The organism is Streptomyces sporangiiformans, from assembly GCF_005768555.2.
In the GTDB taxonomy this organism is placed as follows: Bacteria; Actinomycetota; Actinomycetes; order Streptomycetales; family Streptomycetaceae; genus Streptomyces; species Streptomyces sporangiiformans.
In genome coordinates, this window is record NZ_VCHX02000300.1 from 1 (window position 1) to 16,259 (window position 16,259).

Annotated in this window: 11 protein-coding genes; 7 read left to right on the forward strand and 4 right to left on the reverse strand. The window is 69.0% G+C overall.

Going from position 1 to position 16,259, the window contains the following annotated elements; all coding sequences use genetic code 11:
* The 3 genes from FGD71_RS47710 to FGD71_RS37470 form a co-directional block, all read left to right on the forward strand.
* A partial coding sequence (locus FGD71_RS47710; RefSeq protein WP_181359358.1) for a ComF family protein occupies positions 1 to 516 on the forward strand: 516 nt, incomplete at its 5' end.
* A gap of 317 nt (positions 517 to 833) precedes the next feature.
* Positions 834 to 1,526 (forward strand): ribosome hibernation-promoting factor, HPF/YfiA family, encoded by a 693-nt coding sequence (hpf, locus tag FGD71_RS37465; protein WP_420878386.1) that lies wholly within the window; start codon positions 834 to 836, stop codon positions 1,524 to 1,526.
* Between the two features lie 206 nt (positions 1,527 to 1,732).
* Positions 1,733 to 2,479 (forward strand): response regulator, encoded by a 747-nt coding sequence (locus tag FGD71_RS37470; RefSeq protein WP_119105010.1) that lies wholly within the window; start codon positions 1,733 to 1,735, stop codon positions 2,477 to 2,479.
* 65 nt (positions 2,480 to 2,544) lie between these two features.
* Here FGD71_RS37470 and FGD71_RS37475 read toward each other — a convergent pair whose 3' ends face one another.
* Complete coding sequence (locus FGD71_RS37475; protein ID WP_119105011.1) at positions 2,545 to 3,747, reverse strand: winged helix-turn-helix domain-containing protein; 1,203 nt, start codon at positions 3,745 to 3,747, stop codon at positions 2,545 to 2,547.
* 53 nt (positions 3,748 to 3,800) lie between these two features.
* On the reverse strand, positions 3,801 to 4,379 hold the full coding sequence (locus FGD71_RS37480; protein WP_119105018.1) for a GNAT family N-acetyltransferase: 579 nt from the start codon (positions 4,377 to 4,379) through the stop codon (positions 3,801 to 3,803).
* A 233-nt stretch (positions 4,380 to 4,612) separates the two neighbouring features.
* Between FGD71_RS37480 and secA the strand changes: the two genes are divergently transcribed.
* Positions 4,613 to 7,423, forward strand: coding sequence for a preprotein translocase subunit SecA (gene secA, locus FGD71_RS37485; protein WP_119105012.1), 2,811 nt, complete (start codon positions 4,613 to 4,615; stop codon positions 7,421 to 7,423).
* A gap of 113 nt (positions 7,424 to 7,536) precedes the next feature.
* On the opposite strand, the gene FGD71_RS37490 is transcribed toward secA, so the two are convergent.
* Entirely contained in the window at positions 7,537 to 8,190 is a 654-nt protein-coding gene (locus FGD71_RS37490; protein ID WP_119105013.1) for an Rv3235 family protein, read from the reverse strand.
* A 321-nt stretch (positions 8,191 to 8,511) separates the two neighbouring features.
* On the opposite strand from FGD71_RS37490, the gene FGD71_RS37495 reads away from it, so the two are divergent.
* The gene (locus FGD71_RS37495; RefSeq protein ID WP_119105014.1) at positions 8,512 to 9,027 is read left to right on the forward strand and encodes a DUF6912 family protein; all 516 of its coding nucleotides are present in this window, start codon (positions 8,512 to 8,514) and stop codon (positions 9,025 to 9,027) included.
* A gap of 46 nt (positions 9,028 to 9,073) precedes the next feature.
* A complete protein-coding gene (locus tag FGD71_RS37500) occupies positions 9,074 to 9,739 on the forward strand; it encodes an HAD family hydrolase (RefSeq protein WP_119105015.1) in 666 nt (221 codons plus the stop codon).
* A 39-nt stretch (positions 9,740 to 9,778) separates the two neighbouring features.
* Here FGD71_RS37500 and FGD71_RS37505 read toward each other — a convergent pair whose 3' ends face one another.
* Positions 9,779 to 10,345 carry a DJ-1/PfpI family protein gene (locus FGD71_RS37505; protein ID WP_119105016.1) on the reverse strand — a complete coding sequence of 189 codons (567 nt, stop codon included), beginning with the start codon at positions 10,343 to 10,345 and terminating at the stop codon, positions 9,779 to 9,781.
* A 941-nt stretch (positions 10,346 to 11,286) separates the two neighbouring features.
* On the opposite strand from FGD71_RS37505, the gene FGD71_RS37510 reads away from it, so the two are divergent.
* On the forward strand, positions 11,287 to 16,221 hold the full coding sequence (locus tag FGD71_RS37510; RefSeq protein WP_119105017.1) for an NAD-glutamate dehydrogenase: 4,935 nt from the start codon (positions 11,287 to 11,289) through the stop codon (positions 16,219 to 16,221).
* The last annotated feature ends 38 nt before the right edge of the window (positions 16,222 to 16,259 follow it).

Consider the following 16,259-nt stretch of genomic DNA (forward strand, 5'->3'; position numbering starts at 1 on the left):
CGGCGGGCGGTGCGGGCGCGGGGGCACGACCCGGCGCGGCGGATCGCGCTCGCGGCGGCGGGTGAGTTGCGGCGCGCGGGGACGCCGGCCCGGGTGCTCGCCGTGCTGCGGCAGCGGCGTGCCGTGGCCGACCAGTCGGGGCTCAACTCCCGGCAGCGGCTGGACAACCTCGCGGGCGCCCTGGAGGTGGTCTCCGGGGGCGTACGGCTGATGGGCCATGGAGCCCGCGTGGTGCTCGTCGACGACCTGATGACTACGGGCGCATCCCTGGTGGAGGCGTCGCGCGCCCTTCGAGTCGCTTTCGCGGAGACGGCCGACGTATGCGAACAGATATGCGATATCTACGGCCGGGTGACGCCGAGAACCATGGGGGTGGGGGTGCCGAGGGCAACGGGGGCACGGGGTGGACGGCCGCAAGCGGTCGTGGGAATGGGTGGTCCGAACGGCGCCGGAGTCACGATCGGTGCGGCCGTCGTCGCGGCGAGTCCAGCCTCTTTCGATACAAACTGGAACTGACTGAGATCTTGCGTCGTTGCAGGTGGTGAGAGGTTCAATTCACCTGAATGGAGGTACACCGCAGGAGAGGGTGACGACATCCGTCCGGGCGAGATATGTTCGGGTTGTGAGGGAATTGGAGGACGCTGTCCCTCGCATATCCGAATACCGTGCTGCGGGTTTTCTGCAATCACTCGTAGCGGTGGGGTGGAGATCTTGCCTGCGGGGGAGGAGGAGGTGGAAGTCACCGAGTCCGAGGCTCCGGGACGTACTGGAGCCTGGTGCAAAAGGGAGATGCTCCGCCGTCGATGCGGAGCGATCCGGGAACGGAGTTCTGCGTGGACATCGTCGTCAAGGGCCGCAAGACCGAGGTGCCAGAGCGGTTCCGCAAGCACGTGGCCGAGAAGCTGAAGCTGGAGAAGATCCAGAAGCTCGATGGCAAGGTGATCAGCCTCGACGTCGAGGTGTCCAAGGAGCCCAACCCCCGACAGGCCGACCGTTCCGACCGAGTGGAGATCACGCTTCACTCCCGCGGTCCGGTGATCAGGGCGGAGGCATCGGCCAGTGATCCGTACGCGGCGCTGGACCTGGCGACTGACAAGCTGGAGGCACGGCTGCGCAAGCAGCACGACAAGCGCCGCACGCGTCGTGGCACCGGCAGGCTCTCGGCCGCCGATGTCGCTGACAGCGTCCCCGGCGCGGCGACGCTGAACGGCAACGGCAGCATCGTCCACGAGGAAGAGCCCGAGAGCGTGCCGACCAGGAAGATCGGCTCTCTTGAGGTGAAGGGGGAGGGCCCCCTCGTCGTACGCGAGAAGACCCACGTCGCCTCTCCGATGACGCTCGACCAGGCTCTCTACGAGATGGAGCTGGTGGGGCACGACTTCTATCTTTTCGTCGACTCCGAGACCAAGGAACCGAGTGTCGTCTACCGGCGGCACGCATACGACTACGGCGTCATCCACCTCAGCACGGACCCGATGGTCGCCCAGGCACACAAGCCCTCGGCGGGCGGCCCGCTCGGTGGCTGAGATCGATCGGTGAGCGCTGGGCCGGTGCCCCTGGGAGCGCACATGCGCCCCCAGGGGCACCGGTGTGCGACCTCTTGCGCCCCGCTCCGTCACCGCGCTGACGTCCGGGCATGAAATCATGGCGGTACCGGCCCCAACCGGTGGGCCGTTGCCGTGCGTTGGCAATGGCACAGAAACACAGGCCACGGCCTTCAGGGGGAGGAACCATGGCGGACAGCTTCGGACCGATGCAGGACGAGGATGCCGGCGACGGCGTCGTCGGCATGGGCCCGGACGCGGGCTCTCCACGCAAGGAGCCGATCCGGGTCCTTGTCGTGGACGATCACGCCCTCTTCCGCCGCGGCCTGGAGATCGTGCTCGCCGCCGAAGAGGACATCCAGGTCGTCGGAGAGGCGGGCGACGGCGCGGAGGCGGTCGACAAGGCCGCTGACCTGCTGCCCGACATCGTCCTGATGGATGTGCGGATGCCGAAGCGCGGCGGCATCGAGGCGTGCACCTCCATCAAGGAGGTGGCTCCCAGCGCGAAGATCATCATGCTGACGATCAGCGACGAGGAGGCCGACCTCTACGACGCGATCAAGGCGGGCGCGACCGGCTATCTCCTCAAGGAGATCTCCACGGACGAGGTGGCCACGGCCATTCGCGCCGTCGCGGACGGGCAGTCCCAGATCAGCCCCTCGATGGCGTCGAAGCTGCTCACCGAGTTCAAGTCGATGATCCAGCGCACCGACGAGCGGCGCCTGGTGCCCGCGCCCCGGCTCACCGATCGCGAGCTGGAGGTCCTCAAGCTCGTGGCCACGGGGATGAACAACCGGGATATCGCCAAGGAGTTGTTCATCTCCGAGAACACCGTGAAGAACCATGTGCGCAACATCCTGGAGAAGCTGCAGCTGCACTCCAGGATGGAGGCTGTCGTGTACGCGATGCGGGAGAAGATCCTCGAGATCCGCTGAGCGCTCCGCCGGGAGCGGGGGCGCCGTGCGGCGGCGGCCGTAGGGCAGCCGCGCGCGGTCGGCGGTCAGGTCAACAAACGGGTCAGTTCCTTCACCAAGGGCTCGCGCAGGTTCGCGGCGTCCACTCGCTCCACGCGTACGTCCGTGCAGTCCACCCAGCCCGCTGCCTCTACGAGGGCCTGGGCGACGGCGGGCACGGCCTTGGGGCCGTCCAAAGTCACCTGCTTGGCCACCAGCGTCCGGCCCTCGCGTGCGGGATCCACACGGCCGACGAGGTGTCCGCCGGCGAGGACCGGCATCGCGAAGTAACCGTGGACCCGCTTCTGCTTGGGGACGTAGGCCTCCAGGCGGTGGGTGAAGCCGAAGATCCGCTCCGTGCGCGCCCGCTCCCAGATCAGCGAGTCGAACGGCGACAGCAGCGTCGTACGGTGCCGGCCGCGCGGTGTCGTCTCCAGGGCCGCCGGATCCGCCCAAGCGGGCTTGGACCAGCCCTCGACCGTCACCGGGACCAGGCCCGAGTCCGCGATGGCCGTGTCGACCTGATCGGCCTTGAGGCGGTGGTAGTCGGCTATGTCGGCGCGCGTGCCGACGCCCAGCGCCTGGCCCGCGAGCCGGACCAGGCGGCGCAGGCATTCGGCGTCGTCCAGCTCGTCATGGAGCAGGGTGTCCGGGACGGCACGCTCGGCGAGGTCGTACACCCGCTTCCAGCCGCGCCGCTCGACGCACACCACCTCGCCGTACATCAGCGCCCGCTCGACGGCGACCTTCTCGCCGGACCAGTCCCACCACTCGCTGGTCCGCTTCGCGCCGCCCAAGTCCGTGGCCGTGAGAGGACCTTCGGCGCGGAGCTGCTTGATGACACGGTCGTACGCGCCGTCCGGCAGGGAGTGGTTCCAGTGCGGGCGCGCGCGGTAGGCGCGGCGGCGGAAGGCGAAGTGGGGCCACTCCTCGACGGGGAGGATGCAGGCGGCGTGCGACCAGTACTCGAAGGCGTGGGGTCGTGCCGGAGACGCGCCGACGGATGCAGTCGTCCAGTAGGCCCGGTCCACGGTCTTGCGGCCGACGGCGCCGAGGCGGGCATACGGAATGAGCTCGTGGGAGCGGGCGAGCACCGAGATCGTGTCGAGCTGCACAGCGCCCAGCCGCCGAAGCACGCCTCGCACGCCGCCCCTGCGGTCGGGGGCACCCAGAAATCCCTGTGCGCGCAGCGCTATACGTCGGGCCTCGTCGGCGGAGAGTTCGGCGGTGGGGCGCGGCAGACTCGTCATGGTCCGCACGATAGGCGGTGTCACTGACAAGCCCACCTGACCTGCGATGAGCTTCAGTCCCGCTCCGGAGCCGGCACGTACGGCGCCGTCGACGGCAGCCCCAGGTCGGACGGGAGGAGCGAGCCGACCCAGATGTCGCGGCGTACCCCCTTGTTGTTGATGCCGGAGCGCAGAACGCCCTCGATGGTGAAGCCGGCGCGCTCGGCGACGGTGCGCGAACCCGTGTTGCCGACCTCGGCCCGCCACTCGACGCGATCGATCGCCAGGTCCGTGAAGCCCCAGCGGGACGTGACGCCCACGGCCTCGGTGATGTAACCGTTGCCCCGGTGCTGCTTAGTCACCCAGAAACCGATCTCGGCGGCACCCAGGGAGCGCATGGTGAGGCCGACCGTGCCGACGAGCTCACCGGTGACCGGCAGGAACATCCCGAACGTGAACATCGAGGAGTCCGCCCAGCCGTCGGGCACCATCTGCTCCGTGAAGCTCGCCGCATGCTCACGCAGATAGGGTGAGGGGATCGGGATCCAGCGCTGGATCTCGGGGTCCTGGCAGGCGTCGTGAACGGCGTCGGTGTCGTGCGGTCCCACCGGGCGCAGCAGGAGTCGCTCGGAGGTGAGTGTGACGGGGTCCATCGCCTGAGTCTGCTCGGGTTGCCGCGACGAAGCCAGCACTTTTGCTCTGCGTGAGGTGCCGGTTACCGTTCGTTTCGACAACGCGGCACCTTCGGCATCTCCCGTCCGTTGTCCTTGTGGCTGTCGCGGCCAGACCTCCCGACCCGGTGGGGTCCTCGCTTACGATGGCCGTTGCTCACTGTGTAAATGGAAACCGACCGTCCCAGGCCCGACCGGCAAGGAGACAAACCCCCGTGTCCGTCCTCTCGAAGATCATGCGTGCAGGCGAAGGCAAGATCCTGCGCAAGCTGCACCGCATCGCGGACCAGGTCAACTCCATCGAAGAGGACTTCATCGACCTCTCCGACGCCGAGCTGCGGGCCCTCACCGATGAGTACAAGCAGCGGTACGCAGACGGCGAGAGCCTCGATGATCTGCTTCCGGAGGCGTTCGCGACCGTCCGTGAGGCCGCCAAGCGCGTCCTCGGACAGCGCCACTACGACGTGCAGCTCATGGGCGGCGCCGCCCTCCATCGCGGCTACGTCGCCGAGATGAAGACCGGTGAGGGCAAGACCCTGGTCGGCACGCTGCCGGCGTATCTGAACGCACTCTCCGGAGACGGCGTCCACCTCATCACGGTCAACGACTACCTGGCCGAGCGCGACTCCGAGATGATGGGCCGCGTCCACAAGTTCCTGGGCCTGACCGTCGGCTGCATCCTGGCCAACATGACGCCGGCCCAGCGCCGCGAGCAGTACGCGTGCGACATCACCTACGGCACGAACAACGAGTTCGGCTTCGACTACCTGCGCGACAACATGGCGTGGTCGCAGGACGAGCTGGTGCAGCGGGGCCACAACTTCGCGATCGTCGACGAGGTGGACTCCATCCTCGTCGACGAGGCTCGTACGCCGCTGATCATCTCCGGTCCGGCCGACCAGGCCACCAAGTGGTACGGCGACTTCGCCAAGCTGGTCACGCGGCTGAAGAAGGGCGAGGCGGGCAACACCCTCAAGGGCATCGAAGAGACCGGTGACTACGAGGTCGACGAGAAGAAGCGCACCGTGGCCATCCACGAGTCCGGCGTCAGCAAGGTCGAGGACTGGCTGGGCATCGACAACCTCTACGAGTCGGTGAACACCCCGCTGGTCGGCTACCTGAACAACGCCATCAAGGCCAAGGAACTCTTCAAGAAGGACAAGGACTACGTCGTCATCGACGGCGAAGTCATGATCGTCGACGAGCACACGGGCCGTATCCTCGCCGGCCGCCGCTACAACGAGGGCATGCACCAGGCGATCGAGGCGAAGGAAGGGGTGGACATCAAGGACGAGAACCAGACCCTCGCCACGATCACCCTGCAGAACTTCTTCCGCCTCTACGGCAAGCTCTGCGGCATGACCGGTACGGCGATGACCGAGGCGGCCGAGTTCCACCAGATCTACAAGCTCGGTGTCGTCCCGATCCCGACCAACAAGCCGATGGTCCGCATGGACCAGTCGGACCTGATCTACCGCACCGAGGTCGCCAAGTTCGACGCGGTCGTCGACGACATCGCCGAGAAGCACGAGAAGGGGCAGCCGATCCTCGTCGGCACCACCTCGGTCGAGAAGTCCGAGTACCTCTCGCAGCAGCTCAGCAAGCGGGGCATCCAGCACGAGGTGCTGAACGCGAAGCAGCACGACCGTGAGGCGACGATCGTCGCCCAGGCCGGCCGCAAGGGCGCCGTCACCGTCGCCACGAACATGGCCGGCCGTGGTACGGACATCAAGCTCGGCGGCAACCCGGACGACCTCGCCGAGGCGGAGCTGCGCCAGCGCGGCCTCGACCCCGAGGAGCACATCGAGGAGTGGGCCGCTGCGCTGCCCGCCGCCCTGGAGAGGGCCGAGAAGGCGGTGCAGGCCGAGTTCGACGAGGTCAAGGAGCTCGGCGGGCTCTACGTCCTCGGCACCGAGCGGCACGAGTCCCGTCGGATCGACAACCAGCTGCGCGGTCGTTCCGGCCGTCAGGGCGACCCGGGCGAGTCCCGCTTCTACCTCTCCCTGGGCGACGACCTCATGCGGCTGTTCAAGGCGCAGATGGTCGAGCGCGTGATGTCGATGGCGAACGTGCCGGACGACGTGCCGATCGAGAACAAGATGGTCACGCGCGCGATCGCGTCCGCCCAGTCGCAGGTCGAGCAGCAGAACTTCGAGACCCGGAAGAACGTCCTCAAGTACGACGAGGTCCTCAACCGGCAGCGCGAGGTCATCTACGGAGAGCGGCGCCGCGTCCTGGAGGGCGAGGACCTGCACGAGCAGATCCAGCACTTCATGGACGACACGATCGACGCGTACATCGACGCCGAGACCGCCGAGGGCTTCGCCGAGGAGTGGGACCTGGACCGGCTGTGGGGCGCCTTCAAGCAGCTCTACCCGGTGAAGGTCACCATCGAGGAGCTCGAGGAGGCGGCGGGCGACCGCGCGGGTCTCACCGCCGAGTTCATCTCCGAGTCCATCAAGGACGACATCCACGAGCAGTACGAGACGCGTGAGGCGCAGCTCGGCTCCGAGATCATGCGGGAGCTGGAGCGCCGGGTCGTGCTCTCGGTCCTGGACCGCAAGTGGCGCGAGCACCTCTACGAGATGGACTACCTCCAGGAGGGCATCGGCCTGCGCGCGATGGCCCAGAAGGACCCGCTGGTCGAGTACCAGCGCGAGGGCTTCGACATGTTCACCGCCATGATGGAAGGCATCAAGGAGGAGTCCGTCGGCTACCTGTTCAACCTGGAGGTCCAGGTCGAGCAGCAGGTCGAGGAGGTCCCGGTCGAGGACACGAAGCCGTCGCTCGACAAGAAGGAGGACACGGTGCCGGCGGGCGCCCGTCCGGAGATCCGTGCCAAGGGCCTCGACGCCCCGCAGCGGCCGGACCGCCTGCACTTCTCCGCGCCGACCGTGGACGGCGAAGGCGGCGTTGTCGAGGGCGACTTCGCCAGCGACGACGAGCCGGTGCGCTCGGAGTCGGACGGCCTCACGCGCGCGGAGCGCCGTAAGCAGCAGAAGGGCGGGCGGCGCCGCAAGAAGTGACGGTCCGCTTCGCGGGGGGCTTCCTCCCGCCACGGGCGTGATCGGTGTGATCTTCGAAGGGCCGGGCACCTGGGGGTGCCCGGCCCTTCGGGCTTTCTGGGGCTGCGTACGGTTCAGTCGTCGTCCGTACGTGGCATGCGGGCGCCGCCCAGTTCCACCGCCGTGCAGCGCCAGCGGAGGTCCTGGCCCTTCTCCAGGCGGAAGGCCATGGCGCGGAGCTGGTCGCCCGCGCCGATACGGGCGAAGGCCTCGATCGCGCCCGCGCGGGGCACGTAGTAGCCGATGTCGCGGACGACCGGGCGGGTGCCCCGGGCGCGAAGGGGGCCACGTTCGGCGAGCCACGCCAGTTCGTCATAGGCCCGGCCCGCGGTGTGGCGGAGCATGCAGTGAACGGGGCGCTGGCCGCTGAGGACGGCGAGGAGGCGGTCGGCGAAGAGGTCGGTGGGGCGTGGCTGCGGTGGCTGCGGTGGTGTCGCGAGCGGGCCCTCACAGGGTGTCGTGCGGGATGGGCTTCCGGGCCGTGCCATGCCGGTTGAGCGCGCGCCAGGACGCGTGTCAGGGGTGCTGTCGGTGGGCGTCGGCTCAGGTGTGCTCTCGGTCTGGGGCGTGCTTTCGGTCTGGGGCGTGCCGCCGGGTGTGCCCCTGCGCGGGGCGGTGGTGCGTGGGGCTGTGGTGCGTGGGGCGGGTCCGGAGGGGCGGCGGGTGTCCTGGCGGCCCGGCGGGCGGGTACCCGGGTAGCGCCTCGTCCGGGTCATGACCTTGTTCATGGCGTTGTCCCCAGTCGGTGAGCCCGGTTGATACCGGGCAGTAACTTCCTGTCGGGGATCTTGTACGAGGCCGGAGGGGGCGGCCGCAAGGACATCGGCCGCGCGCCAGGCGGCCGGAAAGCTTCACCTATCAGGGTGGCGGGGGAAGGCGGGAGGCTTGGCGGGGCCGGGCTGTGCCGGGTGAGCAGTGGGTCGGGCGGTTGACGTCGTGGGCGGTGGAGGCCCGGACCCGAAAGGGGACTCCCGCACGTATCCTGAAGGTCCTCCCGGAGGCGTGGGAGCGCCCTCCTCGGACTCCTCCGACTACGAAAGCGGCCAGCTATGCGCGTCTACGTCCCCCTGACCCTCTCCGGTCTCGCCGAGGCGTACAAGACGGGTGAGCTCGGGGCAGGGCCCTTCGTCGCGCACGCCGTCACACCCGCGTTGCGTGAGTGGTATCTGTCCGACGACATCGAGGAGTTGGAGTACGCGGCGCTGAACCGGGCCGCGCTCGCCTCGCTGCGGTTGCTCGCGCTCGACCCGGAGGCCGTGCGGCGGCGGGTCGTCGTCGCCGTCGATGTCCCGGACGGAGCGGCGGTCGCCGATCCCGACCGGGGGCTCGACCCCGCCGCGCTCGGAGAGGTGCGGGTCGGTGGGCCCGTACAGCTCGCCAGGGCCGCGGCCGTGCACGTGGACTCCGTCGAGGCCGAGGCGGATGTCTCGGCCGCGGCGGACGCGCTGGGCGCGGCGGACACGGGAGACGACGACGCGCAGTTCGTCGTGGACGGGGCCGAGGACCATGAGCTGCTGTGGTTCGCCACGCAGGAGATTCCGAACCTGGTGGGGCTCGGGGACTGAGGTTCGTCTCATCGGCGTTGTCAGTGCGGGCGGGTACTTTTCTGGCATGGGGAAGTACGGAGCAGCGCACATCGTCTGGGACTGGAACGGGACCCTGTTCCACGACAATGAGGCAATCATCGGGGCGACGAACGCGGCGTTCGTCGAGTTGGGACTGGAGCCGATCACGCTGGAGCAGTACCGGGAGCTGTACTGCGTGCCGGTGCCGCGGTTCTACGAGAGGCTGATGGGGCGGTTGCCCACGGACGAGGAGTGGGAGGTCATGGATGAGACCTTCCATCGGTACTACACGGAGCACCGGGTGAGGTGCGGGCTTGCCGCCGGGGTGCCGGGGCTGCTCTCCGAGTGGGTGTCGGCCGGGCGCAGCCAGTCGATTCTGAGCATGTACGGGCATGACGAACTCGTCCCGCTGGTGCGGAGGTTCGGGATCGAGACCCACTTCATACGGGTCGACGGGCGGACCGGGCCGTCCGGGGGCAGCAAGGCCGAACACATGGTGCGTCATGTCAAGGCGCTGGTCGGGGTGGAGCCCGCTCGTACGGTGGTGATCGGGGACGCGGCGGACGACGCGGTCGCGGCGCGGTATGTGGGGGCGCGGGCCGTGCTCTACACCGGGGGGTCGCACAGCAGGGCCAGTCTTGAAGCGGTGGGGGTGCCTGTGGTGGACAGCTTGGAGGAGGCGGTCGCGGAGGCGGAGCGGTTGGCGGCATGACGGGTGCCCCCGGGGCGCCGTCTGCGGGGCGCGCAGGTGTCAGGTCGCGGGGGCCTTCGCTCGTAGGACCGTGAGGAACTCCCGCATCCAGCGGGAGTGGTCCGGCCAGGCGCGTGACGAGACCAGGGTGCCGTCGACCACGGCCTCGGCGTCCTGGAAGGTGGCGCCGGCTGCCTGCATGTCCAGTTCCAGGGCCGGGTAGGCCGTGACGCGGCGGCCGCGGAGGCCGTCGACCGCCGCGGTCAGGAGGGGGCCGTGGCAGATCTGGGCGATGGGCTTGTCCGTGTCGAAGAAGGACTTCAGGATCTTGCGGAGTTCCGGGTCGTTGCGGAGGTACTCCGGGGCGCGTCCGCCGGGGATCACCACGGCCGCGTACTGGCCGGGGTCGACCTCCGAGAAGGCCAGGTCGGCGGGCCAGGTGTAGCCGGGCTTCTCGGTGTAGGTGTCGAAACCGTGTTCGAAGTCGTGGACGACGAAGCGGAGTTTTTTGCGGGTGGGGGCGGCTATGTGGACGTCGTAGCCCTCTTCGCGCAGGCGCTGGTACGGGTACAGGACTTCCAGCGATTCCGCGGCGTCTCCGGTGATGATCAGGATCTTCACAGCCATGGCGCTCCGCTCCTTTCGCCGGGATCCTTTGCTTTCGCCGGGATCCGTCTCGCCCAACGTGCCTCTGCGGCGGGGCTTTGGCAAGGGGGGCGGGTGCCTCCGGTGGTTGGGCGGGTTCGCCTTAGGTTGGGGGGTGGGTCGGGGTCGTGTGCCGGTGCCTCCGCCCGTCGCCGCGGGGGCGTACGGCCCGGGGTGGGTAAGTTGGTGCTGGTTTCCTGAGACAAGCCGTACGCGACGGGCGATGACGCACCGGCACACGACCCCTCCCGTGCGCTGGCGACTGCGGCTGGGTGCCCCTTCAGGCGCTTGAGCGGGGGTGCGCCCCTTCAGGGGCCACTGGGGAACTGAGCCTGAGCGGGACGCGCCCGTCAGGGGCGCGGGGAACTGCGCGACCGGCCACAGCCGGTCCGCAGTCGAAATGTGAAGCTTGGGGGCCTGGGGGCGCAGCCCCCGGGCCAGGGGCGCGGGGAACTGCGCGAGCGGCCGCGGACGGCGCGCGGCCGAAAACGAACCCCCGGGAGCCTGGGGGCGCAGCCCTCAGCGAGGTACCCAACCTCAGCCGGAGGCGCGTACGCATTGTTCAAAGTGTCAAAATCGCGGCCCATCTTTGTACACATACGGCTCATGACGGGGGGCCCGCCGGGAGCGATAGCCTTGTCACGTGATCAGCGCGATACGCCGCGGGGGCGTCAGTGCCCCTGTTTTGCGCCCGGACCGCACGGAGGACATCCGTGGCCGGGCGGTCGCTGGTCTTCGCGGGCAGCACGGGGCACCGAGAGCAGCGTCACAGTCTCCGGAGGTGCTGAAGATGGCTGATAAGGCCCCGCACATCTCTCATCACGGCATAGCGTCGAAGCGAACCGGACACCCCGCGTCGCGGCGCTACGTCACTTCATGTTTTTCGACGTCACGCAACGGCGCGCGACAGGAGCCAGAGGACAATGCAGACCAAGCTGGACGAAGCCAAGGCCGAGCTGCTCGAACGGGCCGCCCGGGTAGCTGAGAACAGCCCGGTCGGGGGGCACCTACCGACCGGGACGACGGGCGAGGGCGCTCCCGACCGGGACACGGTGCTCACGTTCCTCCAGCGCTACTACCTGCACACCGCCCCGGAGGACCTCTCCGGCCGCGACCCGGTCGATGTCTTCGGAACCGCCTTCTCCCACTACCGACTGGCCGAGAATCGCCCCCAGGGCACGGCCAACGTCCGGGTCCACACCCCGACCGTCGAGGAGAACGGCTGGACCTGCAGCCACTCCGTCGTCGAGGTGGTCACGGACGACATGCCCTTCCTCGTCGACTCGGTCACCAATGAGCTGTCCCGGCAGGGGCGCGGCATTCATGTCGTCATCCACCCCCAGTTCGTCGTACGACGCGATGTCACCGGCAAGCTCATCGAGGTGCTGCCCAGCCGGCCGGCCGCCGACGATCTTCCGCACGATGCCCACGTCGAGTCCTGGATCCATGTCGAGTTCGACCGCGAGACAGACCGCGCGGATCTGAAGGAGATCACGGCCGATCTGCTGCGGGTTCTCTCCGACGCCCGCGAGGCCGTCGAGGACTGGGAGAAGATGCGCGACGCCGCGCTCCGGATCGCCGACGATCTGCCGGCCGAGCCCACGGCCGACGACCTGCGCGATCAGGAGATCGATGAGGCCCGCGAGCTGCTGCGCTGGCTGGCCGACGACCACTTCACCTTCCTCGGCTACCGCGAGTACCAGCTGCGGGAGGACGACTCCCTCGCAGCCGTGCCCGGGACCGGGCTGGGCATACTGCGCTCGGATCCGCACCACAGCAGCGACGAGAGCCACCCGGTCAGCCCCTCCTTCGAGCGACTGCCCGCCGATGCCCGGGCCAAGGCCCGCGAGCACAAGCTCCTCGTCCTGACGAAGGCGAACAGCCGGGCCACGGTGCACCGGCCGTCCTACCTCGACTACGTGGGCGTCAAGAAGTTCGACGCCGAAGGAAATGTCGTGGGCGAGCGGCGCTTCCTCGGGCTGTTCTCGTCGGCCGCGTACACCGAGTCCGTGCGCCGTGTCCCCGTCATCCGCCGCAAGGTGGAAGAGGTCCTGAAGGGCGCCGGCTTCTCGCCCAACAGCCACGACGGGCGCGACCTGCTGCAGATCCTGGAGACGTACCCCCGCGACGAGCTGTTCCAGACGCCGGTCGACGAGCTGCGCTCCATCGTCACCTCCGTCCTCTACCTGCAGGAGCGGCGGCGGCTGCGGCTCTACCTGCGGCAGGACGAGTACGGGCGCTACTACTCCGCCCTCGTCTACCTCCCGCGCGACCGCTACACCACCGCCGTACGCCTGAGGATCATCGACATCCTCAAGGAGGAACTCGGCGGCACCAGCGTCGACTTCACCGCCTGGAACACCGAGTCGATCCTGTCCCGGCTGCACTTCGTGGTCCGTGTCCCGCAGGGCACCGAACTGCCGCACCTGTCCGACACCGACAAGGAGCGAATCGAGGCGCGGCTCGTCGAGGCCGCCCGCTCCTGGGCCGACGGCTTCGGGGAGGCGCTGAACGCCGAGTGCGGCGAGGAGCGCGCGGCCGAGCTGCTGCGCCGCTACGGCAACGCCATCCCGGAGGGGTACAAGGCCGACCACAACCCGCGCACCGCGGTCGCCGACCTCATCCACCTGGAGCAGCTCGGCGACGGCAAGGACTTCGCGCTCAGCCTGTACGAGCCGGTGGGCGCCGCGCCCGGCGAGCGTCGCTTCAAGATCTACCGCGTCGGTGCGCCGGTCTCCCTCTCCGCCGTCCTGCCGGTCCTCAACCGGCTCGGTGTCGAGGTCACCGACGAGCGCCCGTACGAGCTGCGCTGCGCGGACCGTACGCCCGCGTGGATCTACGACTTCGGCCTGCGTGTGCCCGCACCGAAGGGCGGCAACGGCGACCACCTCGCCGACGACGCCCGCGAGCGCTTCCAGGACGCCTTCGCGGCGACCTGGACCGGGCAGGCCGAGAACGACGGCTTCAACTCCCTCGTCCTGAGCGCCGGTCTGAGCTGGCGGCAGGCGATGGTGCTGCGCGCGTACGCCAAGTACCTGCGCCAGGCCGGTTCGACCTTCAGCCAGGACTACATGGAGGACACCCTCCGCCACAACGTCCACACCACCCGGCTGCTCGTCTCCCTCTTCGAGGCACGGATGTCGCCGGACCGCCAGCGGGCGGGTACGGAATTGACCGACGCCCTCCTTGAGGAGCTGGACGCCGCCCTCGACCAGGTCGCGTCCCTCGACGAGGACCGGATCCTGCGGTCCTTCCTCACCGTCATCAAGGCGACCCTGCGGACGAACTTCTTCCAGGAGGCGGCGGGGGGCCAGCAGCACGAGTACGTCTCCATGAAGTTCGACCCGACGGCCATCCCGGACCTTCCGGCGCCGCGTCCGGCGTACGAGATCTGGGTGTACTCGCCGCGCGTCGAGGGTGTGCATCTGCGGTTCGGCAAGGTCGCCCGCGGCGGTCTGCGCTGGTCCGACCGGCGGGAGGACTTCCGGACCGAGATCCTGGGCCTCGTCAAGGCGCAGATGGTGAAGAACACCGTCATCGTGCCGGTCGGCGCGAAGGGCGGCTTCGTCGCCAAGCAGCTGCCGGACCCGGCCGTGGACCGCGACGCCTGGCTGGCCGAGGGCATCAGGAGCTACAAGACCTTCATCTCGGCGCTGCTCGACATCACCGACAACATGGTGGCCGGCTCCGTCGTGCCGCCCGCCGACGTCGTACGGCACGACGATGACGACACCTACCTCGTCGTCGCCGCCGACAAGGGCACCGCCACGTTCTCGGACATCGCGAACGAGGTCGCCGAGTCGTACAACTTCTGGCTCGGAGACGCCTTCGCCTCCGGAGGCAGCGCGGGCTACGACCACAAGGCCATGGGCATCACCGCCCGGGGTGCCTGGGAGTCGGTGCAGCGGCACTTCCGGGAGCTGGGCGTGAACACCCAGACCGAGGACTTCACCGTCGTCGGCGTCGGCGACATGTCCGGTGACGTGTTCGGCAACGGCATGCTGCTGTCCGAGCACATCCGTCTGGTCGCCGCCTTCGACCACCGGCACATCTTCATCGACCCGAACCCGGACGCGGCCACCTCGTACGCCGAGCGTCGCCGCCTGTTCGAGCTGCCGCGCTCGTCCTGGGCCGACTACGACAAGTCGCTGCTGTCGCAGGGCGGCGGAATCTTCCCCCGCTCCGCCAAGGCCATTCCGATCAACAACCACATCCGCCAGGCCCTCGGCATCGAGTCCGGCCCGGCCAAGATGACCCCGGCCGACCTGATGAAGGCCATCCTCAAGGCACCGGTCGACCTGCTGTGGAACGGCGGCATCGGTACGTATGTGAAGGCCACGACGGAAACGCACGCGGACGTCGGCGACAAGGCGAACGACGCGATCCGCGTGGACGGCGCCGACCTCAGGGTCAGGGTCGTCGGTGAGGGCGGCAACCTGGGCCTGACCCAGCTCGGCCGGATCGAGTTCGCGCAAGCCGGCGGCAAGGTCAACACCGACGCCATCGACAACAGCGCGGGCGTGGACACCTCCGACCACGAGGTGAACATCAAGATCCTGCTCAACGCGGTCGTCGCGGACGGCGACATGACCGTCAAGCAGCGCAACAAGCTGCTCGCCGAGATGACCGACGAGGTCGGCCAACTCGTCCTGCGCAACAACTACGCGCAGAACGTGGCACTCGCCAACGCGCTCGCCCAGTCTCCGAGCATGCTCCACGCCCAGCACCGCTACCTGCGGCACCTGGTGCGTGAGGGACTCCTCGACCGGGCCCTGGAGTTCATGCCCACCGAGCGGCAGATCCGGGAGCGCCTCAACACCGGGCACGGTCTGACCCAGCCGGAGACGGCCGTCCTCCTCGCGTACACGAAGATCACGGTCGCCGGCGAGCTGCTCGACAGCGACCTGCCCGACGACCCGTATCTGCAGAGCCTGCTGTACGCGTACTTCCCGACGGCACTGCGCGAGAAGTTCCGCGAGCAGATCGAGGCACACGCGCTGCGCCGCGAGATCGTCACGACCGTGCTGGTCAACGACACCGTGAACACCGGCGGTACGAGCTACCTGCACCGTCTGCGCGAGGAGACCGGTGCATCGCTGGAGGAGATCGTCCGGGCGCAGACCGCAGCCCGTGCGATCTTCGGCCTGGGCGAGGTGTGGGACGCCGTCGAGGCGCTCGACAACACGGTCGACGCGGCCGTCCAGACCCGCATCCGGCTGCATTCGCGCCGCCTCGTCGAGCGCGGCACGCGCTGGCTGCTCAACAACCGGCCGCAGCCCCTCCAGCTCGCCGAGACCATCGGCTTCTTCAGCGAGGGGGTCGGGCGGGTCTGGGCCGAGCTGCCCAAGCTGGTGCGCGGCGCGGACCTGGAGTGGTACCAGCGGATCTACGACGAGCTGTCGGTCGCCGGCGTCCCGGACGAGCTCGCCCAGCGCGTCGCCGGGTTCTCCGCGGTCTTCCCGGGGCTCGACATCGTCGCGGTGGCCGACCGCACGCGCAAGGACCCGATGGATGTCGCCGAGGTCTACTACGACCTCGCCGACCGTCTGCGGATCACCCAGCTCATGGACCGCATCATCGAGCTGCCGCGCGCCGACCGCTGGCAGTCGATGGCCCGCGCCTCCATCCGCGAGGACCTGTACGCGGCGCACGCGGCGCTGACGGCCGATGTCCTCGCCTGCGGCAACGGCGTCGCCACGCCGGAGCGGCGCTTCAAGGCCTGGGAGCAGAAGAACGGGGCGATCCTGGGCCGGGCCCGCGCGACCCTGGAGGAGATCCAGAGCTCGGAGTCGTTCGACCTGGCGAACCTGTCGGTGGCGATGCGGACGATGCGGACGATGCTGCGTACGCACTCGTAGCCGGTACGCACAACGGGGGGTGCCCCGGGCCTGATGGC